Source organism: Vibrio sp. S457-15, from assembly GCF_000960545.1.
Lineage (GTDB): Bacteria > Pseudomonadota > Gammaproteobacteria > Enterobacterales > Vibrionaceae > Vibrio > Vibrio parahaemolyticus.
Map to the genome: position 1 here is coordinate 412,556 of NZ_JYOQ01000174.1, position 22,551 is coordinate 435,106.

General features: G+C 45.4%; 19 protein-coding genes. 9 read left to right on the forward strand and 10 right to left on the reverse strand.

The features are described 5' to 3' along the window. Positions 1-97 precede the first annotated feature (97 nt). The 3 genes from UF05_RS19220 (at position 98) to UF05_RS19230 (ending at position 1,493) form a co-directional block, all read left to right on the forward strand. Entirely contained in the window at positions 98-412 is a 315-nt protein-coding gene (locus tag UF05_RS19220) for a hypothetical protein (RefSeq protein WP_021452372.1), read from the forward strand. A gap of 47 nt (positions 413-459) precedes the next feature. Then, the gene (locus tag UF05_RS19225; protein ID WP_005497912.1) at positions 460-1,146 is read left to right on the forward strand and encodes a helix-turn-helix transcriptional regulator; all 687 of its coding nucleotides are present in this window, start codon (positions 460-462) and stop codon (positions 1,144-1,146) included. 164 nt (positions 1,147-1,310) lie between these two features. Next, the gene (locus UF05_RS19230; protein WP_005393690.1) at positions 1,311-1,493 is read left to right on the forward strand and encodes a hypothetical protein; all 183 of its coding nucleotides are present in this window, start codon (positions 1,311-1,313) and stop codon (positions 1,491-1,493) included. A 70-nt stretch (positions 1,494-1,563) separates the two neighbouring features. On the opposite strand, the gene UF05_RS19235 is transcribed toward UF05_RS19230, so the two are convergent. The 5 genes from UF05_RS19235 to UF05_RS19255 form a co-directional block, all read right to left on the reverse strand. Then, entirely contained in the window at positions 1,564-5,682 is a 4,119-nt protein-coding gene (locus UF05_RS19235) for a M66 family metalloprotease (protein ID WP_048852668.1), read from the reverse strand. A 31-nt stretch (positions 5,683-5,713) separates the two neighbouring features. After that, the gene (locus UF05_RS19240) at positions 5,714-6,583 is read right to left on the reverse strand and encodes a hypothetical protein (RefSeq protein WP_005479976.1); all 870 of its coding nucleotides are present in this window, start codon (positions 6,581-6,583) and stop codon (positions 5,714-5,716) included. Between the two features lie 1,032 nt (positions 6,584-7,615). Beyond that, on the reverse strand, positions 7,616-7,849 hold the full coding sequence (locus tag UF05_RS19245; RefSeq protein ID WP_005497910.1) for a hypothetical protein: 234 nt from the start codon (positions 7,847-7,849) through the stop codon (positions 7,616-7,618). An 87-nt stretch (positions 7,850-7,936) separates the two neighbouring features. Continuing rightward, the gene (locus UF05_RS19250) at positions 7,937-8,491 is read right to left on the reverse strand and encodes a sugar O-acetyltransferase (RefSeq protein WP_020841746.1); all 555 of its coding nucleotides are present in this window, start codon (positions 8,489-8,491) and stop codon (positions 7,937-7,939) included. 123 nt (positions 8,492-8,614) lie between these two features. Next, complete coding sequence (locus tag UF05_RS19255) at positions 8,615-9,013, reverse strand: OsmC family protein (protein ID WP_005459319.1); 399 nt, start codon at positions 9,011-9,013, stop codon at positions 8,615-8,617. 205 nt (positions 9,014-9,218) lie between these two features. Here UF05_RS19255 and msrB point away from each other — a divergent pair, with 205 nt between their 5' ends. Then, positions 9,219-10,361: a peptide-methionine (R)-S-oxide reductase MsrB gene (msrB, locus tag UF05_RS19260; protein ID WP_005459278.1), complete on the forward strand. Its 1,143-nt coding sequence runs from the start codon at positions 9,219-9,221 to the stop codon at positions 10,359-10,361. Positions 10,362-10,393: 32 nt separating this feature from the next. Next, entirely contained in the window at positions 10,394-10,543 is a 150-nt protein-coding gene (locus tag UF05_RS25145; RefSeq protein ID WP_024103812.1) for a DUF2256 domain-containing protein, read from the forward strand. A gap of 3 nt (positions 10,544-10,546) precedes the next feature. Here UF05_RS25145 and UF05_RS19265 read toward each other — a convergent pair whose 3' ends face one another. The 3 genes from UF05_RS19265 to UF05_RS19275 are packed head-to-tail and all read right to left on the reverse strand — an operon-like array spanning position 10,547 to position 14,136. Further along, positions 10,547-11,254: an SDR family oxidoreductase gene (locus tag UF05_RS19265; protein WP_020834869.1), complete on the reverse strand. Its 708-nt coding sequence runs from the start codon at positions 11,252-11,254 to the stop codon at positions 10,547-10,549. Next, a complete protein-coding gene (locus UF05_RS19270; RefSeq protein WP_045546312.1) occupies positions 11,254-12,798 on the reverse strand; it encodes a cryptochrome/photolyase family protein in 1,545 nt (514 codons plus the stop codon). Before UF05_RS19270 ends, UF05_RS19265 begins: the two co-directional genes overlap by 1 nt. Then, on the reverse strand, positions 12,799-14,136 hold the full coding sequence (locus UF05_RS19275; RefSeq protein WP_045546313.1) for a DASH family cryptochrome: 1,338 nt from the start codon (positions 14,134-14,136) through the stop codon (positions 12,799-12,801). It abuts the gene before it with no gap. Between the two features lie 320 nt (positions 14,137-14,456). Between UF05_RS19275 and gefA the strand changes: the two genes are divergently transcribed. Beyond that, entirely contained in the window at positions 14,457-15,470 is a 1,014-nt protein-coding gene (gefA, locus tag UF05_RS19280) for a diguanylate cyclase GefA (protein ID WP_020841740.1), read from the forward strand. A 138-nt stretch (positions 15,471-15,608) separates the two neighbouring features. On the opposite strand, the gene UF05_RS19285 is transcribed toward gefA, so the two are convergent. After that, complete coding sequence (locus tag UF05_RS19285) at positions 15,609-16,187, reverse strand: malate synthase (protein ID WP_045546314.1); 579 nt, start codon at positions 16,185-16,187, stop codon at positions 15,609-15,611. Positions 16,188-16,361: 174 nt separating this feature from the next. Here UF05_RS19285 and UF05_RS19290 point away from each other — a divergent pair, with 174 nt between their 5' ends. Continuing rightward, positions 16,362-17,918, forward strand: a complete 1,557-nt coding sequence (locus UF05_RS19290) for a DUF3612 domain-containing protein (RefSeq protein ID WP_005479975.1) — start codon at positions 16,362-16,364, stop codon at positions 17,916-17,918. A gap of 398 nt (positions 17,919-18,316) precedes the next feature. Next, positions 18,317-20,314, forward strand: coding sequence for a methyl-accepting chemotaxis protein (locus tag UF05_RS19295; RefSeq protein ID WP_045546315.1), 1,998 nt, complete (start codon positions 18,317-18,319; stop codon positions 20,312-20,314). An 89-nt stretch (positions 20,315-20,403) separates the two neighbouring features. On the opposite strand, the gene UF05_RS19300 is transcribed toward UF05_RS19295, so the two are convergent. Beyond that, a complete protein-coding gene (locus UF05_RS19300; RefSeq protein WP_023624819.1) occupies positions 20,404-21,759 on the reverse strand; it encodes a diguanylate cyclase in 1,356 nt (451 codons plus the stop codon). A gap of 137 nt (positions 21,760-21,896) precedes the next feature. On the opposite strand from UF05_RS19300, the gene UF05_RS19305 reads away from it, so the two are divergent. Then, positions 21,897-22,502: an alpha-ketoglutarate-dependent dioxygenase AlkB family protein gene (locus tag UF05_RS19305; protein WP_020841737.1), complete on the forward strand. Its 606-nt coding sequence runs from the start codon at positions 21,897-21,899 to the stop codon at positions 22,500-22,502. Positions 22,503-22,551 lie beyond the last annotated feature (49 nt).

Consider the following 22,551-nt stretch of genomic DNA (forward strand, 5'->3'; position numbering starts at 1 on the left):
AGTGAGATTTCACTACTGACATGTTCTGACATTCCATCCGCGTAACCTTATTTGGAACTCAACAGGCAATCCGCCAAAACCAATAAGGAATCACAATATGGAAACCGTTATCGAAACTGTGCAATTTCGTCTAACCGCAGGCACAACAGAGCAAGACGTGATCGCCGCTGCCAAACAGTCACAAACGTTTGTGAAGAATCTGCCGGGCTTTTTGTATCGCTCACTCAGTCACGAAGCGACGGACGATGTGTGGACAGACATCATTTACTGGCGTTCAATGGACGATGCAAAACAGGCGGGAAAACAGATTAAGCAAGCCGCTGAATTTCAGCCTCTGTTATCAATGATTGACTGCGAAAGCTTCGAGCTTAAACATCACAACTTAAAAATGTGCAGTGAGCTAGAGAAGTAATCAGCCACACTACCACTAACAACCAGTAGGTCTAGATAAGGAACATCATGAGCAAATCAGAACGACTGTTTGAGCTACTGACGCTTCTGCGCGCAAAGCGTTACGCCGTGACAGCGAAAGAGCTCGCAGAAAGAATGGAAGTCAGCGAACGTACGATTTATCGCGATATTCAGTCGTTGCTTAGTTCTGGTGTTCCTATTCAAGGTGAAGCAGGTGTCGGCTACCTGTTGCAAGCTGGCTCTCATCTGCCGCCTTTGATGTTCTCAGAAAAAGAGATGATGGCGCTTGAACTGGGTATGCGGATGGTTCGAGCCTGGTCGGATGCCGAACTTGCCGAAGCGTCTCACTCTGCGTCCACCAAAATACTTTCGGTATTGCCCGATAAGCTCAAACAACAAGTGGAAGATTGTCCGCTGATTGTGCCCGATTATCACACCCAATCCGAGACTGCCAAACGAGGGCAGCTTCTGCGCCACGCGATTGATCATCAGTTTAAGGTCAGTTTGGATTACCAAGATGAAAGCGGACAAGTGACCGAAAGAAAAATCCAACCGTTAGGCCAGTTCTTTTGGGGCAAAGTCTGGACGCTGGTCGCCTGGTGCGAATTGCGCGATGACTACCGCCAGTTCCGCCTCGACCGTATCCAAGCACTGCGTATGCACGATGAAGAGTTTCAGAGTGCGGAAACCAAATCTCTCAAACATTATATTGCGCAGTATGAATCGAAAGATTGAGTGATCTTCATCCTTCCATCACAAGGATTCTAAATTGCTCTGCTCAATGCGCGATATTTGGAAAGGCACATTTGGTTAAACTAATGTTTCATTTTTAACAGATGCGTAACCAACCTAAGATCGTTAACTTAAGTAGCACGTCAACCACACCGGAGCGTGAAGCTATGAAAGTACTGATTCAATACACCCAAGCAGGGAAATATCGAGATCAAGCGTGGGAGTCTTTAACTCTTCGATCTAAAGGTGATATGCAGGCCGTTACCCCTTCTTATGCTGCCCAACTTATCGAACAAAGCAAAGCGACACTTGTGATGACAGAAGACGGACAGATCATCTTTCACTCCTAAATTTCATCAATCCTATGACGAAAAAGGCCTGCATTGCTGCAGGCCTTTGTATGAGTGAATTAAGAGTTATTTACTGGAAACTCACTGCAGTTGGTAGGCGATCAAGCATCTTGTAGTAATCACCAGCCACAGCGCCGATATCACCACGCAAATACGCTTGAATCATATTGAGATCTTTCAGCCAAAGTTCTTTGTCAGCATCTGAAGACGCCATGTACCCTGCGTACACATTGTCGACCGCGAACATCATGTCTTCGGCGTGATCGTTGTAAATCAAAAGCATCGCATCTGTGTAAGCTTCGAACGCTTTCAGCTCATCGTGCGCTTTACCACCTTTATAGCTCAATGTGCCCGAAGTTGCATCGATGACCAAATCACCCGAAGTCACATTCGCTGTCGTAAAGTTGATGAAAGACTGGCTAAACGACAGCACACCTGCCGCAATATCCGCGTCAATGGTTCGCTTCATTGCGTTGACCATTGGCGCATCCAGCAGCAATACAGGATCGTGGAACGCTGGGACAATCGCTGTTCGGAATGGCCCCCAAGCACTATCGATGCTCTCTGCGACCTTGTTTAGTGTTGCAGGCTCATAGCTATCTAGGTACGTTTTTAGATCGTAACCTTTGGACGTCACCAGTTGGTTTGCGTAGTCGTAAGCCAGCTTGTTTGCTTTTGTTGCCACAAACTTCTCGCCGTCGATAACAAACTCAACCTTGTCACCCGCGATAATACCGTAGCGGTCTTGTTGCTTCGTAAACGTATCAAACTGAGATTGACCACGAGTCTTCACTGTGTAGTCGTAAGACTTCATTTGGCGCACACCCATTCTCAAGATGACATCGCCAACACGTCCGCGACCTTCTGCGCCAATATCAAGGAATCTTGCAATACCACGAGGCATTGGTGGTAGGGACTCCATTTGCTCAGTGATGTGTAGGTTCACGGTAACACCTTTTAGATTGGTGTATTCCTTACCGTCTTTACCCACCAATTTAACTGGCGTATTTAACGCATCATTTGCCACGATGTTGCCCATGATGTCTTCGTATTCAGCTTGCACCCCAGGGATATCAAGCAGCGATGCAAAGCTCACCTCGTCGGTAAAACGGTTCGAGAATCGACGTGCTAAGAAGTGGCTCGCCAACGCTTTATCTGGCCAGTTACCCAACACAGACACCGCATTTGACCAAGGGTAATCCGGGTCAAAGCTACCAATTGAGTTTAGGAAGCGTCCATTCGCAGTTTCCGCAACAGCTATATAGCCCTCATCTGAATCTTCGATAAAGCGTGCTGCCAAATCATCAAAACAGCTGGCTGTTGAAAGATCGTAATCAGCCGGAATTTGGTGTGAGTTGTTGTCTAACAGTTGACCAAAAGAAATCACTTTTTGGTTGCCTGCCGCATTTTCTATCACACATTGATGCTCTGGTGTGCGCAAGATATCAAGGAAGAACGCCGCGGATTTTTTCGCCCCATTCGCGTAATCACAGAACCATGAGTTATCGGCTTTGCCTTCGCTACAGTATTGAGGGTTTGAAGCAATGCGCAATAAGAAATCACCCGGCTTATCCGTTGACGAAGTGTAACCAAGATTGGTGTACAGGTTATCGATGCGCTCAAGATCTTCCATCTTGTCACGGATAGCGCTCATTTCCATGTAACGGCGCACTAAGTAACCAGGATAATCGGACGAGAATAATCCCGTCGTCCCATATAACTCCAAGTTGCGTCGCTCATAGCTATCGAGATAGTTCTGCCACTCGTAAGAAACTATTTCTTCTAGGTTTGTACCTTCGTCAAAACGGTTACAGTCGCTGTTTAGAGAAACGTTCCCATCGGTACAGAAATCGTAAGACTTACGCTCAATTTCATTCACTTTATCTAGGTAGTAAAGTGCGCCATAACGAGTTTTCGCATTCAGTTCAGGATCATCAGACAACGCGGCGGTATCGAATCGGCTGAAGTCACAGTTGTAGAGTGATTTGCCTTTCTCGTCCCCCGTTAGTGCCTTCACTTCAGAACACACCATCAGCGATGTGTTGTCTGGATTGTTGCCAAACTTGTATGCAAAGCTTTGTTGGTAGGCTTGCTGATCAGCGAGGTAACGAGCGTATGCCGCTTTGTCTTCATCGCTCGCACTGTCTGCCGGTTTCGCAACAGGCGCAGGAGCTGAACCTGAAGAATCTTGAATCGTCTCGACTTTACGACCGTAGCCAAACTTAAACGCCGCAATGTCGTACAGACCCCAAGTTGGCGTTTCATCCAACATGCTTGGTGCGTAGTCCATTGTCGAACTGTAAGCAGGAATGTTGTTCAAACCAAGTTGATGCGCTTGCTCTAGCGTGTAGTAGTTCGCTTTGTCATTTGAGCCTTTAAAGTTATGGCGCAGACCCATGTTATGACCAAGCTCGTGAACAAGCGTATTGCTGTAAGTCGCAACCGTAATCGCATCAGCGGCTTTCACTTGCAACTCTTTTGGCAGGTATTTCCAACGCTTAAGCTGACGCGATACTTCGTTACCTGCGTCATCGAGTTTGATCTCAAAGTAACGCTCGTCATCCAACTTCAAGTTGTCCAACATGGCCTTGTTGGTTGAAGAAACCCACGACGCTTCGATTGGATAGACGTTGTTCTCTGCCCAGAAAGACAAACGGTTCTCTTCAGCTTCAACCACCTTTTCAAACTCCATGTCATCATTGAAGTTTTTCATTAGCTGAGTTGGGCTCTTCGTCGCTGCTTTTCCAGAAACGATGTCTTCTTTTGAAACGAGCGGCGCATGAATGTTTTCATCCGATTTCAGGCTCGCCATCGCCGCCATTGTAGAAAGCGCTTCAATTCTATCCTCAACTTCTGTTTTCACAGATTCGCTGCTGGTTGGCAATGGATCTAAGCCATCTAAGTCCAGTTGATTACGATTATAGAAACGCGCCAAGTTATCCCAATAGAAAGGCACACCCGTTCTTGCAACGCCTGCGTATTGGTTCACGTGGCCTTTGATGATTTCCCCCGTCATCGGGTTAGAAACCGACGGGCCATAGCCAAGCAGACCGTTCGCTAGAGGCTCGTCAATCAGGTTAATCACGTTGTAACGCAGATCACCTGGGTGAATACCAGCCGCTTTGGTTTTGTTCACAATCTCGATTTCAGGCTTGCCTGCATCCGCCCCAAATACATTCAGCGCTTGGTTCATCTTGTCGATCGATTGCAGCGTTGCATCCAAGAACAACTTGTTCTTCTCTTCAAAGAAATTGTCGCTCAAGTAATATTTGATAGAGCCTTGATCTGGGTTGAAACGATTGAGGTAAACCACATCACGGTCGTATTTATTCGTGACTGGGTTAAGCTTTTTCGTCGACGTGGTGAAGAAACCAATGTCGTTCTCATCACCCACTGGGTACAAGATCGGTTGGTAACCTTCGGTTGCCACTTCACTTTCGTGCACTAACGAGTAGTAGAAACGAGATTTAAACGCGCCATCCACAAGCGCTTCATCCAAGCTCGCTTTCGTTGCAAAGTTGATGTAGTCAGAAATATTATCTAAATCGATACGGAACGTGCGCTCTAGTTCGAAATTGAGAAGACCGTTTTTAGGGTCAAAGTCCCACGAGATCAATCGTGGTGCGCCAATTTCATCAATGCCTTCGGTAATGCCATACAGATCTTCCATATTGAATTCTGCAATTTCGAGATCTTCAGGACGAGGAGTGAAGTGGGTTTTCTTCTTGTAGTTTAGGCTTGCGTCTTCGTTGGTTTCTTCTTTGTTGGTGCAATCACCATGCGCGTCTTCTTGACAGCGATACGCCGCAAAGTCACCCGGAATCGTCAGCACTTGCGCGAAGTTAACGCCGTCGTCGTCTGCGACAAATTTCTCTTCACCGCAGTAGTTGTTAGCATCTTTGCTTAGATGCGCGTCTGGGTAGTTTTTATCGTAACTGCGAACTTCCAGACCTTCTTTGGTAAAACAAAGCTCAACGTAACGAGGTGAACCTTGCAAGAATGGGAATTGGTTCAGAGCAAAGCGTGGCGCGGCACCAGTCGTCGGAACGTAAAACCAACGACCGTCTTTAAGGTCTTTTACTGCGACTTCTTTTGCATCTCTTTCGACATAGTCATACGCCTGATCATCTGCGCCACAGCCTGCAAGTGCGGCCGTTATTGCTGACACCAGAGTCAATTTTTTAAACATTATTTGGATATCCTTAATTGTTGTTATTTTCCTAGAAGGAGTAAGTCACTGTCGCGATGTAAGACGCTTTCTCTTGGTCCAACAAATCGATGTTGCCCAAGGTGCCTCGCTCTGCATCTTGATAGAAACCCGTTGATGACGCCGCGAGTAGCAATGACCAGCTTTCATCAAACTCGTATGTGCCGTACAACGCCCCTTCATACTGCCAACTGCTTCTGCGCGTACCTTGATAACTGATGCTGTTACCACCTAACGCCGTGATCCCCACTGCGAACGATTCCCACGACTTTTCTGCAACAGCAAACAACGAGTAAGTCCACTCAGTCAGCGAGCGTCCACCCATGGTTTTGTATTCGTGGAAATTTTTTCTCAGTCTTGGCGAAACCGAAAAATCGACGCTCCAAGCTGAAAAAGAGATCGGCACATCTAAACGAACCGCGGTGTGCAGTTCATCTTTACGAGATGTTTCTGAAGTTGGAATGGTGAGCTGACCCGCAACGCCGATTTTCCCTGTATCTCCAAAGCGATATAGGTTCGTGTATTGCAAGCCCAACACCGAATCTGTCGCGTAGGTGCCGACTTCATCTTCTAGGGCACGATAGCCCCCCGTAGAAAAATAGGCTTTTGTGTCGCTCGAAAAGGAATAAACGAGATCGCCTCCCCACGAGAAATTGCGGACAGAACGGTAGTCGTCTTTATCGTAAATGTTTGTATCGTAAGATAGGTAAACGGCCCCACTAAACTTACAAACAATACAGGACGTATCTCCTTCATTTTGTGTAGATTCAGGCGTGCTAGTGCTATCAATTACACTCGTTTCCACCGCGAATGATGGCGCTGAAAACAGCGTACCCAACAACATTGCAAGCGGCGTCATCATCCACTTTGTTGTGTGCTGCATGTTTTGAAACTTCCATGAGAATTAAGTTCATTAGAATAAACTTAAAGACAAACAGATTATTGGGATGAAATTCCATAAAAATTCAGATAATCAACCCCAATAAACCTATCAACCATAAAATTACTCTTATGGTTAAATCCTTATTTAATTTTTTAATACTATTTATCTTAGTATTGTCACGTTCTACTTTGCTTAAAAACGTACTTTAAAATGACTTTTTATAAATAAAGCCACACACCACAACATTAAAGAAGCAGCAAAGCAACGCCATTAAAACAAAAGTTAAAAGACAATTATTATCAACAACTTAAAATCAACAAAAACAGTTAAAATGAATGAGTCAAAATGTATAAGTTAAAATACAATAAAAATATAAGAACATCATTTCGTTTAATTTTAGTCGTTATTGTATTGAGAAAGTTTAATTTTCAATTTCTAAAATTGGTGGGATACACATAAGAGAAATCATCAAAACCATCCGTTGTTAATAATGAATTTCGCATTTAAAACAAAAGATAGAAACAAGATCAAATTCATGTTTTCTAATATATCGATTCAACCCTTCACAAGTTTGAATAGAAAATCAAACTTTCAGTCAATCTAAAAACAACAAAACATTCACCAAGTGAATATCCAAAAGATAAGTCAAAACTAAATAGCACATACGGTCAGCATATTTGTGAATTACTATTCATTAATTATTTTTTTATAAATTAAACATTAATGTGACCAATTTCACACAATTGCACTACATACAACATAAAGCAAACGAAATTTAAGTGTTTACTGACCCAGAACGTGTCGATAGAACAGAGGTTAAACATCGAGCTGAAACACGTATTTCCCACCAAAATTTATTATACATAGCAGTGAGTTACCTGCATCCAAGCGGTTAAAATGCGTACTGATGTGACTCATTTTTGAGAGAGGAACATAAGAAGAGCAAAAGCACTAAAAGAGGATAATGCGATTTGAATAACCAGTGCTTCAAACCGCACTTATGAACTTATGCAGAGAAAGAAAGACTATCAGTTACTGTTGAATGGTTTTATGACCACAGTTTTCGCAGATCAAATGACGTTCAAATTCATCCATAGAGGCAAGGAAGGCGCCGAATACTACACTTTTGAGAAAGCCAGCGATGAACTCTTTCTTGTTGCGATTTTTATCGCCTTCATAGCCACTTTTCTTTCTAACTAACACCACGACATGATGCGTTTCTACCCCACATGTCGGGCACATGAGGACTTCTGTCTTGTTCGACATCTTAGACTCCTTGACGAATTATCCCTTTCTGATGGCATGATTCTCATACGCCTGTAAAACGAGTCATCATGCCATCACTATCGATTCTTACTCTTCTTCGTTGAGACGACGAATCAACTTCGCTGGTGTGCCTCCGTATAGACAATCTGGCGGCACATCATGGTTAACGACTGAATTAGCCGCAATGACTGAACGAGCACCTATCGTCACACCTTGGTTAATGACGGAGTTACCGCCAATCCACACATCATCTTCAATCGTGATGGGTTTACAAAACGTTTCCCAACGTCGGCGACTTCGGTAATCCACAGAATGAGAAGCGGTATACAATTGCACGCTCGGGCCAATGAGCACGTGGTTCCCGATGGTAATTTTGGCACCATCGAGCATGACCACGTTCATGTTGATAAAGGTCTCTTCGCCGATTTCGATGGTTTTACCGAATTCGCAATGGAAAGGGGCTTGAACAATGCAAAGACCCGCTTTGCCAAACAGCTGTTTTTGTAATTCGTCGCGCTTACTTTCGTCAGTGTTGTTATTGAAGGCGCGCAGGGCAAGAGTGGCTTGAGTTCGAATGGCGTCAATTTCTTTGTCCATGCCATCAAATACTTGGCCGGACATCATTTTTTCTAGTTCGGTCATTGGAAAATTCCTACTACTTCAGACCAAACACACAGTACGCGAATTGCACAAGAAAAAAAGAGAAAAGCCTGCACTTTTCTCTTTCCTATTTTGCTATTTTTTCATTCTGCGGAGGGTATCGATTTACACGATTTCCCAGCTGTGTGTCATTTCGACACCTTTGCCAAGCATTAGGCAAACCGAGCAGTATTTTTCTAGCGAGTCAGCCGCCACTTTTGCTACGACTTCTGGGTCAAGCTCATCACCTGACACTTCAAAGTGGATATTCACTTGCGTAAAGATACGCGGCGCGGTTTCACGACGCTCAGTGGTTAGCTTAGCGTTAACAGATACCACCTTTTGGCCTGCGCTTTTTAAACCATCCACAACATCCACAGAGCTACAACCACCAGCGGCCATTAGCACCATTTCCATTGGGCTTGGTGCCGTTGCACCACCGTTACCATCCATCACGATTGAGTGACCGGACTGCGATTGACCGAGGAATTTAAAATCTTCGACCCATTTAACTTCTGCTTGCATGGTTTACCTCATTTTGGCATCGCTCGTTGGGTGTAACTTTTGCCCGATTGAGCGGTGTATTTCGTGCCGATACTGTATCTTTCTTATCAAAAAGGGCAACGGAATTTTAAAAATCGCTGTAATTTTTTCGCTCTGTTGCCTTTCTATTTACGTAGCACTTTTTATTTCAGTCACACTTTCTACGGAAAACAACGTTGAGGTAGCTATGAAGAAAATATCTAAGTTATTGGTCGGATTCTCTTTCGCACTTCCTGTCTTGTTTCTACTTTTGAGTAAAACAGGCACCGCCGATACGATGGATAAGATGAAGGCTTTAGAGAATGCAGAAATCGCCACACTGGCTGGCGGCTGTTTTTGGTGTACGGAATCGGACTTAGAACAGCTTCCTGGCGTCTTGGATGTGGTGTCTGGCTACTCCGGCGGGCACGTGAAAAACCCAACCTATCGCCAAGTATCTTCTGGAAAAACCGGACACATTGAATCCATCGAAGTGAAATACGACCCGAAAGTGGTGAATTACGAACAAGTACTCGATTACTTTTTCCGCCACATTGACCCAACCGACGATAAAGGATCGTTTGTCGACCGAGGTCCACAGTATCGACCTGCTATTTTCTACCACAACGCAGAGCAAAAGCAGATCGCAGAGCAGTTTATGATGGAAATCGACAATGCGAAGATTTACCCAAAACCGCTTAAAACTGAGTTGATCAAGTTTGAGACATTTTATCCAGCGGAAGAGTACCATCAGGATTACTACAAAAAGAGCAGCCTAAAGTACAAGTACTATCGTTACGCATCCGGTCGAGACAAATACTTGGATGAAGTGTTTGGTGACGATCGCAAAGAACATCCGAAAACACTGCGTCAGCTTATCGATGAGAAAAAACTGCTGTCGAAGGTAAAAGCATACAATAAGCCGTCTCAATCGAAGATCAAGTCTACGTTGACTGAGTTGCAATACTACGTAACGCAAGAAGAAGGTACCGAGCGCCCGTTTGACAACGAATATTGGGACAATAAAGAAGCCGGCATTTACGTCGACATCGTGACTGGTGAGCCGTTGTTTTCTTCTACCGACAAGTACAAATCGGGTACGGGGTGGCCAAGTTTCACTAAGCCAATCAACCCAGGTTACATCGTCGAAAAAACCGATTACAAGTTGATTTATCCTAGAACAGAAGTTCGCAGTAAGTTTGGTGATTCTCACCTAGGACACGTATTTACCGACGGCCCAAAACCAACCGGGCTGCGTTACTGCATGAATTCGGCAGCGATGAAGTTTGTGCCAGTAAGCAAAATGGCACAATTGGGTTACGGCGACTATTTATTCTTGTTTGAACAATAGTGAAGACTGGTTAGCGTTTGAGAATAAGCATGATGAAAGGCTTTAAATCGCACTTACCAACGAAGTTGTGCCCCGTCTGTGAGCGACCTTTTTCATGGCGCAAGAAATGGGCGCGAAATTGGGAGACGGTGATTTATTGCTCTGAACGCTGCCGACGCAGCAAACCAGAGAAAAACCCGTAACGCTTACCAAGGCAAACGCTCACCATCGTACGTCAAAAACGCCCCGCTATCTTGCGGGGCGGCTTTTGCTATCTGCCCCATTAAATCACTGGCAACACGCTCTGGCGTAAACAACTTGCCCTCAGGGACATTCGCTTGAAACGGTTCAGACAACGCGGTATCGGTCGTGCCCGGATGCAATACCAAGACCACGCCATTTTTAAGCGTGCGTTGCCATTCAATCGACATGGTTTTGAGAAACATGTTCAGCGCGGCTTTCGAGGCTCGATAACTGTACCAACCGCCAAGACGATTATCGCTAATACTGCCGACTTTGGCCGAAACAACCGCAAATTTAGGTGCACCACTGCGCTTTAAAAGTGGCGAGAAATACTTCGCAAGTAACATGCTTGGCAAGGTGTTAACAGCGATGTTTTGCAGAAAAAAGTCAGGCTCCACCATACTGAGATTTTTCTCCGGCCCCTTGTCTGGCGTATGCAGCATACCGACACAGTTGATCACCCAATCGATGCTGTTAACCGCTTGACTCAAATTCTTGACCTGCGTTTCATCCGTGACATCGACCTGGTGCCAAATCAAGGCTGAATGTTCATAATCAGGTGTTGTGCGCCGATAGGTCGCGTGAATTTGTGCCAGCGGAAAGCGCACTAGTGCTTCTTTGACCATCGCCAAACCAATCCCTCCGTTTCCACCGACGATCAAAATGTTCATCACAAATGCTCCAAATCCGCGATATAGCGTTCAGCCGTCTCAAGAATCGCTTGACGCTGCGAAGCTTCCATATTGTCCCAAGACCGGAAAATCATGCCGATGCGTGGATTGGTAGCGAGTCGCTTTTCATGCTTGTCCATAAATCGCCAATAAAGACTATTAAACGGACAAGAGCCTTCACCACTGCGCGCCTTGTTGTCATAGTGGCAACCTTTACAGTAATCGCTCATTTTGTTGATGTACGACCCGCTTGCGGCATAAGGCTTGGTGCCAACAATGCCACCATCGGCGAACAATGCCATACCGCGTGTATTGGGCATTTCTACCCACTCAATCGCATCGACATAAATGCTGAGATACCAAGCATCCACTTGGTCAGGGTTCATCTCGGTGAGCAAACAAAAGTTACCTGTCACCATCAAACGCTGAATATGATGGGCGTAGGCATAGTCGAGAGACTGGCCTATTGCATTGCGCATACAAGCCATCTTGGTTTTTCCTGTCCAAAAGTAGTCGGGTAAATCACGTGATGCTTCGAGCTCATTTTTCTGCGGATACTGCGGCATATTCGCCCAGTACACACCCCGAATGAATTCCCGCCAACCTAAGATCTGACGAATGAATCCTTCTACCTGCGCAATATCGATGTGTTTGTTAGATTGGTATGCACTAAGTGCAGCATCGATTACCTCTTTGGGGTGCAGTAACTTGCTGTTCATCGAGAACGACAAACGACTGTGATACAAACTCCATTTGGATTCGTGCTCCGCCGTCATCGCATCTTGAAACCGACCAAAATGAGGGAGACAAACCTGACAAAAATGCGCGAGCAAAGATAGGCTTTGAGCGCGATTCACTGGCCATAACAAATCACCATTTAGTGAACCGATGGTCGAGATCTTGTGTCGCGTTAGTCGCTCTACAATCTCGTCAACATTCAGGCTAAACATCAGCGGTTTGGGTAATTGCTCGATATCTTTCACTTTCAGTTTATTACGGTTGTTGGCATCGTAATTCCACTTTTCACCCACTGGCTTACCGTCTTGCATCAAAATCTCAAAGCGCTTGCGCATCCGTCGGTAAAAGTGCTCCATCATGACGTGTTTGCCTTGCGGGAACTGCTGTTCTATTTCTGCAAAAGGCAGTAAAAAATGCTCGGTATCGACGCAACGTTTGACAACACCTTCTAATTTCAACTTGGTCAGTTGTTCCAACAGTCGATATTCATCAGGCCGTTGATACTCAAATTTGCTTGCCCCTACTTCACGAACGTAGTGCTGCAATACTTGGTCAAGATCGTCAAAAGCGGCAGTGTCATCCAAAGTTAGATGCAGAACATGATGCCCTTCTTCTTGCTTCTCTTGAGCAAACATAGCCATCGCGGAGAAGAAGGCGCACACCTTTTGAATGTGATGCGTAACGTAAGTGTTTTCTTGCTTGAGCTCAGCAATCAAATAAAGCACGGTATCATCCGCTTGCTGAAACCAAGAATGCTCGCTGTTGAGTTGGTCACCAAGAATCAATCGCACCGTGTCATAACGCATTTATTTATCTCCATTTTCTTGCTGCGTTGCGATTGGCCAGTCGACCATATCGACAACGTCTTGCTGCGCTCGGCTGTCACGCCCTTGCCATCGTTCAATGAACTCATGATTTGGGTCGTACATTTGTGTCTGCTTCTCTAAATTAAACTGACGAGAGCCTCTCGGATCTGCCCCTACTCCCGCTAAATATTGCCAGTTTCCCCAATTCGAGCCGACATCGTAGTCAATCAACTGCGTTTCAAAGTAGGCTGCGCCATACCGCCAGTCCAGCCCCAGTTCATGAACAAGGCAACTTGCAACCAACTGGCGACCACGGTTAGACATATAACCAGTGTGATTCAGTTGGTGCATACACGCGTTGACGATGGGATACGGTGTGGTGCCATTTTTCCACTGCTGAAAGCGATGCGCATAAAAACTGGTTAACGGCGGTTGATTGCGAATACCACCAAACCGAAACAGCCTTTGTTGATAACACCTTGCGTACCAATAAAAATATTCGCGCCACAACAATTCAAAGTAAATCCAGTAAGTCGAATCATTCGCCCCTTGAGTTTGTTCATACTGTTTGAGCATGGCATAAATCATTCTTGGCGACACACAACCAAGCGCAAGCCAAGGTGAAAATTTGGTGGAATACGCCATCCCGTCGAGTCCGTTGCGCGTCTCTTTATATGAGCTTGCCAAGCCAGAAGAAAAGTAACGCCGACAATGCGCAAGACCACTCCATTCTCCGCCAGAAAACAGCGCAGACTCATCAAAGCAAGAAGAGGATGAAGTTGGCAGTTGAGCGCCTTTTGGCATTGGTGGTAGGCGGCTCGGCGCATCTATTGGGTGGGTGATGTCTATCCCTTCAACGCACTTTCTAAACTGAGTAAAAGTCTCGGGTAGATCAAGCAACGTAAACGGCAGCTTGCTTTCGTCGAACAAACTGCGTACAGCGTGCTGAACAATGACAAGGTGTGGGTATTCATCTTGCAGCTTGTGCAATATGCTCTGTTCATCCGAGCCAGCCATTGCGTCTGCATAAAGATGAGTGACACCCAAATATTGAATGGCATATTTGAGGGCTTGATACGGGGGTATATCTAACGTCCAAAGTCGCTGACCTAATTGGCCGAGTGCGTCATTCAGTTCGCACAAAGACGCATCGATAAATTTCTGCCTTGCTCGTCCGAGCGTTGCCTCCTGAGCAAAATGATGGAGAAAAGGAGTTACTGAAGGGCGACAATACAAGCAAACCAATTCATCCAGAAAAGATGAGGCATCAACCAATAGCGAGTTATCGTGAAGTCTTAGGTCAAACGTAAACCAGTAAAGCCCTATTTTCTTTTTCAAAAAACGTCCTTAGGCGAGGAGCTAAATGTACTGATTTGTTTTACGCTCGGCATCGCGAGCGGATCATCCGTTCTTACTAACTACAGCGCTTTCCATGCTCTTTGCATGAATCGTGAACATAAGAGCCAAATCGTATTTCCATCCTCAATCGTTCACTTTTTAAACCGCGATTTTATAAAATCAAATTTCAGATTTATGAATATCACCGCTATTTGCTCATTTTTTTATATAAACCAAGCAAAAATGATAAAAATTAAAGCGATATTAGTTAATATCCGGTAATCTAAATCCAATTCCATTTTGCTAGTAACATCGCAGAAATGACTGACGAGTTTAAGAAATCGACCGCTAACTTAAAAAAAGCGGTGCCACTAATGATCAAAAATCATGTAGCTGCCACCCCCGCAAACTACGCGCTTTGGTATACCTACGTAGATAAAACCATTCCAGAGCTCAATTTTGAGATGGACGAAGTGTTAGAACACTACGGTATTTGTCCACCAGCAGCGAACAAACAGCTTTACAACAACTACGTGGCCAGTAGAGCAGAAACCAGTTTAGAAGATCTCAAAACCAACGTAGAAGTGCTATTGCATGAAGTGTCGAGCTCCATGAGTGATACTTTGTCAGATACCTCTTCTTTCTCTGCGATGGTCAATAAAAGCTTCAACAAATTAGAAAAAGTTGAAGACAACAGCTTGAGCATCGAAGAAGTGATGGTGGTGATCCGCCAACTCGTTGCTGAATCTCATGAGATTCGCCACTCAACTAAATTCTTAAACCGTCAACTCACCAATGCGAGTGAAGAAATTTCTCGTTTGAAGAATCAATTAGCCGAAGTACAAAAAGACGCGCTGTTTGATGGACTCTCTAATCTTTACAATCGTCGCGCCTTTGATACTGATTTGAGCATGCTGATTAACGCTAATCAGGCGATGACTCTCATCTTGCTGGATATCGACCACTTTAAAGCGTTCAACGATAACTATGGGCACCTATTTGGTGACACAGTTTTGAAAGCGATCGCGCGTCGACTGCAACAGAGCTGTCGCGATGGCGTGAGTGCGTACCGCTTCGGCGGCGAAGAATTTGCGTTAATTGTGCCAAACAAATCCCTACGAATCGCCCGCCAATATGCCGATACCCTGCGCCGCATGATTGAAAAGCTGCGCGTACGTGATAAACGCTCGGGCACACAAGTTCATAGCATTACTGCTTCTTTTGGTGTGGCAGAGTTCGAAGTTGGTGACACCGTAGATTCATTAGTCAACAAAGCCGATAAACAGCTTTATGAAGCAAAACAACTCGGTCGAAACCGAGTGATGCCTATCTAAGCTAACCTCTCTGGCAATACAGTAAAGACGGTTAGAACAAATAAAGAAACCCCGCACTGTTTAGCGCGGGGTTTATACTTTCTCGCCCTACATGCCCAAAGCACTTCAACACGTTAGGCTACTTGGGCTTATATTTGATTAATCAATGCTGTAGCAGTAACTAAGAACATAGTCGTCACCATTTTTTGCGGTGTACTCTTTGTCTTCGCTACACGCCATCGGTTTGCCTTTCTTGTCGCCTTTAATAAGACTAATCCAATGACGCATCGCGGTTGGCGCATTGCCTGTCTGCTCTGGATTGAACGTAATGCGAGTTTCCAATTGGATGTCATCGATGTCCATCAACTCCACACAACCTGTGCCTTTATGGCAACCAAACAGCACTTCTACGTGGTTGCCTGAATCATCTTTGAACAAGATCGATTTTGGGTCTTCCTTTTCACCAGTGTACGCCACGAAGTGTTTTGGGCTTTTCAGGCCGCTGTGTGTACCGTCTTTGAAATAAGCTAAAACATGGCGGTAGTCAATCACGTAACTTGATACATCTTGGTGCGACCCGTTCTCCAATGGGAACATGCGGTCTAGTAGTTGCTTCGCTTTTACTTGTTTCTCACTCTGCTGCTCAGCACTTACCGCTTCGACGGCAAATACGGCTTCAGCGATAAATGGGCGTTGTTGTTGTTGCATCTCTTTTTTATCGAAGTTCAGCATATTCATCGTCATATCCTCGCACTTAAAAACTCGTCCTAGAGTAAAAACTTAAATCCTTTATTTAAGTTTCAGGCAATTCTGTGAAGTTGATGGTTAATTTCCTTGCCTGCTCATTATGTAGACTAGCGAAATATTGACTACAATTTCACAACAAAAATTTTACAATGTGAATTTTACAAAATGTCTGTGTCAAAAAGCCTTATTCGTCAGTCCCATTTTCTTGGTACGAAAATTCGTAACCTAAGAAAAAACAACCATTTAACAATGGAAGATTTGTCTGCCCGTTGTGTAAGGATTAATCCTGAGTACGCGCCGTCGGTTTCTTACCTTTCGATGATTGAGCGCGGAAAACGCGTCCCGAGTATCGATATGCTCGAGGTAATCGCAGAAGTTTTTCAAAAAGATCCAGCGTGGTTTTTAGATGATGAGCCCGAATTAGAAGCCATTACCCCCAACAAAGGGAATCGAGGCGGGATTAATGGCATGGCGCTAGAACCGAGCTTCCTGTTTTCCAATGACATTCTTCAGATTGCTATTCCAGAAATGCTGTCTCAAACCGGGATCACAGGTCGTCAATTTGCTCACTTGCTGATCCGCGCGCACCAAGAGAACCATCAAAACCATTTTCCTGATTTAGAACGTGCCGCCGAAGAAGTGGGATTGAAGCGCCTTAATTTGTCGGTTGAAGATTTGATCGACATTGCCAAAAGTATGGGCTTGGATATCCGCTGGGTTGACCGAGCGCCTCAAGATGTCATCGATGAATTGGGCGTAAACGCCAAACAATTGATTACGTCATTCATGGAACCACCGGGCACCATTTATCTCAACAAACGGATGCGCGACTACCCTACCCGTTTAAAATACGACTTATCGGTATACATTGGCCACCGCGTATTGCACAGCAGCGACGCGATGAATAACGTGCTCTCCATCGGACATCAGAATAACTGGGAACAAATGGACAGCCCCGTGTCGAACTCTGAGCTCAATTCGCAAGACATTCTGCAAGCTTGGCGAGACTTTGAGTCCAGCTTTTTTGCAGGAGCTCTGCTTTGCCCTAAAGTGCCATTTCGTCAGTTGCTCGACCGCTCCGGTTACGAAATTGATGTTCATAAAAAAGCAGGCGTTTCACCATCGGTTGCGATGCGCCGCATGACCGTTGTGTCACCATATCCCCATTGGCACTATTTCGACGCGTACGGGCCGGGCAAGCTTAAAGCTGTGTATCGAGGGAATGGCATCCCACTCCCTTGGGGCAACATGCGCAAAGTGAATGACCCATGCCAACACTGGGCGGTATTCAGACGTCTATCCCAACCTTTAGATACGAGCTCTGCGCAAATCTCGATTTTGAATGTGGGTGACGAGCCACGCATTTATTGCTGTGAATCGGTCAACGTATTTGACCCGGCGGGGAACAACCGAGTGTTGTGTGCGGGGATAGATTTAAACCCTGCGATTTCAGCACAAGGCGGTGATGCGGTTTCCATAGCGGAAGAGTTGAAGTCTCTCTGTGTCGCTTCCGGCGGAAGCAGTGTTATTCCGCCTCATATCAAAAAAGACTTAACTACGATCGCTAAAATCTTAAATATCAATTGGATAGAACGCGGTATTCAAAGCCAAGCAAGATTGATTTGTTCAAGAGGGGCGGTATGTCCAAGACAACCAAGCTGTTACAGCAAATGCGGGGAAGCGGACGAGACGGGTGACAATGTGAATATTATCGGTCTCTAGAAAGAAAAAACGCCAATCACAAGAAAGGTGATTGGCGGTATATACTTGTGAACAATGTGTATTCACTAACAACGTCAGTTGGCTAGGTGACCCTCGGCTTAATAAGGGTCACTCTAGATAAAGCACGATGCGTGCCAACTTTAAAAAAGCCGTTTTTTAATAGATCCAGGTGCATATCGACGCATTATTAACCAGCACTTTCGCAAATTGCATTTGTAAAATGCAATAGCATGCAAATATGCCACTTGTTACATTGCTACTAATCACTTTCTCAGCAAAAAAACCAACTACTACTTTATGATTATCCATTAGCTTTCATATTTTTACCCTATACTGCTAATTAATGAGGAAAAATACCTCAGTAAATGGATTTCACGGTTGGTACCTAGGAGAGCTCTATGTTTGCGTTCGTTCGTCAGTTTCCCCTCTATATCATGGTCAGTGTTGTTGCAGGCGTCCCATTATTACTTGCTATTTTTCTTGCGGTTCAGCACACCATCAATCTAAACACTCAGTCCCACCAAGCCCTGAAAGATCAGCAGCTAGTGACCTTAATCACCCACTACGACAACCTTGCACATAATCTCGCTGTCGAGCGTGGACTAACAGCCGGCGTACTGGGTAGCCAAGGCAAAACTGAGATCGTGCAAAAGCTGACTCAGCAAAGAAAAAAAGTCGATGACGCGATCAATTCATTGGTTCAACTTAACACGCCATTAATTAGCAGCAGCGATAGCTACGACTTACTCCAAGATGTCCAAGTGCAGCTCAATCGACTCAACCAGGTTCGACAAGGGGTTGATCGCCTTTCGCCTCAAATTGCACCTTTTGGTTATTACTCCAACCTGAATCAGCTCATCATCGACAACATCGACATTTTGATTGCACAGACTCAAAGCCGAGAGCTAGGTACGCTCGGCGATGCATTGATCTCTGTGATCGTGATGAAAGAGCGTGCAGGCCAAACACGCGGCGCACTTAATGGGGTATTTGCGAAAGGAAGCGCCACATCTGTTTTGTTCTCCAACATTGAGGGATACATCCAATCGGGTGATTACGCATCAAGAAAAGCGCAAATTGCATTCCCAGAACAATATCGACAGTCATTGCAATCGCACCAAAGCAATCCTGCGTGGAAGAAGGTTGAGCAAGTACAGCAATCCTTCCTTAACCAGAGTGCCAACCTAGACAGCATTCAGGGGCCTCAAGCAACTGAATGGTTTCCTATGGCAACCGAGCGCATCGGTCTCATGAACCAGTTGCGCAACCAAATGGTTGATCAGATGCTCAGTGCAGCAGAACATTCCGCGCAGCAAGCCACGTTAAATCGCAACTTGTTGATGGCTGCGACTGCTGTGATTTCTCTGCTTATGATCATGATGGTGTGGGGGTTGGTTGCAAGCCTACAAAGCCGCGTTGGTCGCCTAAAACAAACCCTGCGCAGTATGTCTGAGCACCATGATATGACGGTTGAACTCGATTCTCGCGGCAAAGATGAAATCGCTTCCATCTCGAACAGCATTAATGCCTTGATCTCTAACTTCAGAAAGCTGCTGTTTGACGTCACTAAGACCAATAACGAGAGCTCAAATCGACTACAAAACATTGTTGAATCTGCGCAGGATCTTGATAGCAGTAGCCGCTCTACCATCGCTAAGTGCGACAACATCGCAACCGCGATGACTGAACTCGCACAATCGAGTGTGGAAATCGCTCAGTCCGCAGAGCGCGCAATGGGTGACACCACAACCATGAATAACAAAGTGGTCGACTGCCAGACCCAAAGTGAATTGTCTTACCGCTCCGTACAAAGCTTGTTGGAGCAGATCAACGCCACTGAACAATGCATGGCAGAATTGGCGAACGACACGCAGAGCATTGGCCAAATAGTCGAGACCATCAACAGCGTTTCTGAACAAACCAACTTATTAGCCCTTAACGCAGCAATTGAAGCCGCTCGTGCGGGCGAACATGGTCGCGGCTTCGCGGTTGTCTCTTCTGAAGTGCGTGATTTGGCGCAGCGCAGCCAAGAAGCTACCGAGAACATCAGTAAACTGTTGGACCAAATTGGCGAGAAAACCCGTTTCTCAGTAGAAAGCATGGCGAAGAGCAAACAAGCCAGTGACGACACGTTTGAATCCGTGCAACAAGTGAATGAGAGTGTGTCTTTACTCGAAAGCAGCATCGAACACGTGAACAATCACATCAGCACCATTACGCACTCGACCATTGAGCAATCTAAAGCATGTGAAGCCATAGACCAAGATATCGACGTACTGGCGAGCATCGCACACAAAACGGGTCAGCACGCTGATGACTTGAACCAGATTGTTTCCGGTTACCAAGTTGAAGCGATGGAGCTAAAACATCAGCTAAGTGCTTTCAAATTGGCATAGAGAACTCTTGGGGGCGCAGTTTTCTGCCTTCCCTATCTTTCTCACTCTGTAAATACAACAAAGCCCAGAATCAATCTGGGCTTTGTTTTTTATCCACCGTGTTTTTGTTGATACATCCGTTCGTCGGCAATTTTCATCATTTGTTCTGGAGAAGTCATTTGCGGATCGAAGATGGCGTAACCAATGCTCACGCGTAGGTAAATCAGCTCTTCGTCATAGATAACGGGCGTCGAACACAACGCCAACCTGAGCTTTTGCAGTAACTTCTGCACGTGCTCTTCCATTCCCAAATTGTGTACGACCACTAAAAACTCGTCACCGCCCATTCGCGCAACCATGTCTGAACGTCGTAAGCTGCTTTTGATGCGCTCTGCGGTAGCAATCAATACCTTGTCACCCGCGTCATGGCCGAAGGTATCGTTGATGTGTTTGAATCGGTCTAGATCTATATTGATCAACGCAAAACTGTAACGTTTTTTATAGCGCTTAGCGATTTCAAACTGCTGCTTGTATGACTGCATAAAGTAACGGCGATTGGGCAAATGCGTCAGTTCATCATGCAGCGCACGGTCGTCAGCGATGATGTACAAACGGTAAATCACGATCAACGCAATACTCAGTGCAATGAGAATGGGATAGCCAATGATTCTGACGATGTTCAGCTCAAACCACGAAATTTGTTGCTCAAGCTGCCCACCCGCGTAGGCCGCCATGCTCCAGCCACCGTAAGGGAAGTGCACATGCTCTTTGGCGTACAATTTGCCCGTTTGATTAGGATCACCAAAGAACATATCCCCATATTCGCCGCCGCTGTCATAACCGCGTATCGTCAAAGGATAATGGTATGAGAAGTCGAATACGCCGGTCTCTCGCATTAAACCATCAAAATCCACCACAGCGCTGATCACCCCCCAATACTCTTTGTTGATTGGTGGGTCTCGAAATACTGGCACGCGTACAATAAGCCCTCGCCCACCTTGAACAAGCGACACCGGCCCCGCGATGAAAATCTCTTGAATATCTTTGGCTTTTTGAACTTGTACCCATTGCGCTGGTACTTTACGGTAATCCAGACCAAGGACGCGCTCGTTGCCTTTAGTTGGGAATATATGGCTAATTACATCATTTTCCGCAATACCGATGACCGTGATGTGCTTACTTTTGTTAAGAATACGATCGGCGGCAATGCTTAGCTCCTCTTCTTCGCTATTTGGCAGCAAAGTGATTAGCGTCGCTAATGTGCTGGCTTTGTAAATATCAGCCATGAGTACCGCTTCCAAATTGGAGCGGAGGATAGACAGTTGTTCTTTGGCTTCAACTTGCACGCGCTCTTGCTGAAGGTCTTGCTGATTCTGATGCAACAGCTCAATAACACCAACACACAAGGCAACAAAAGCGAAAAAGAACAGTGCAAAATAGCACTGCTTTCTGGGTGAATAACGCATTAGCTCCCCACTAGCTCGTCCGTTACTACGAGAATTATTCTTTTATTGTTAAAATTCTTATTATCTACAAGAATAACCAATAGCCTTTGCAAAGGTAATAATTATCTGAAATTTTTGTGGTTTAAATAGGCAACGGGATGCAAGGACAAGGCGATTTATTTGAAAGTACGGATTGGCAAGAGGTACGCCAAGGCAAGCTCTTTTATCAGCCAAACTTTCTTTCTCAGCAAGAAGCGGATACGTACTTTTCAACGCTTAGGAGTACCTTGCCTTGGCAACAAGAACGCATAACCATTTTCGGGAAATCGGTACTTCAACCTCGTTTGCAGACTTGGCATGGCGATGCGCCTTACACCTATTCGGGTTTAACCATGGCACCTCACCCTTGGACGTCTGAGCTGTTATCACTCAAGGCTCGCTGTGAAAGCCTTGCCAACACCCCGTTCAACTCTGTATTGGCGAATCTGTATCGCAACGGTCAGGATTCGATGGGGTGGCACCAAGACAATGAACCAGAGCTGGGCAGAAATCCGGTGATCGCCTCGTTGAACTTAGGTGATACGCGCCGATTTTTGCTACGAAATTTACATTGTAAAACTCAAATAGAATATGAGCTCGGCCACGGCGCATTATTGATCATGGCTGGGGAGCTTCAGCACCATTGGAGACACTGCGTTCCCAAAACAGCCAAACCAAAAGGAGAACGTATCAACCTGACTTTTAGACATATTTTGAACTATTGACTCAGGTTTTACATTCTTAACAAACATTGATGATAAGTTTACATCCAGG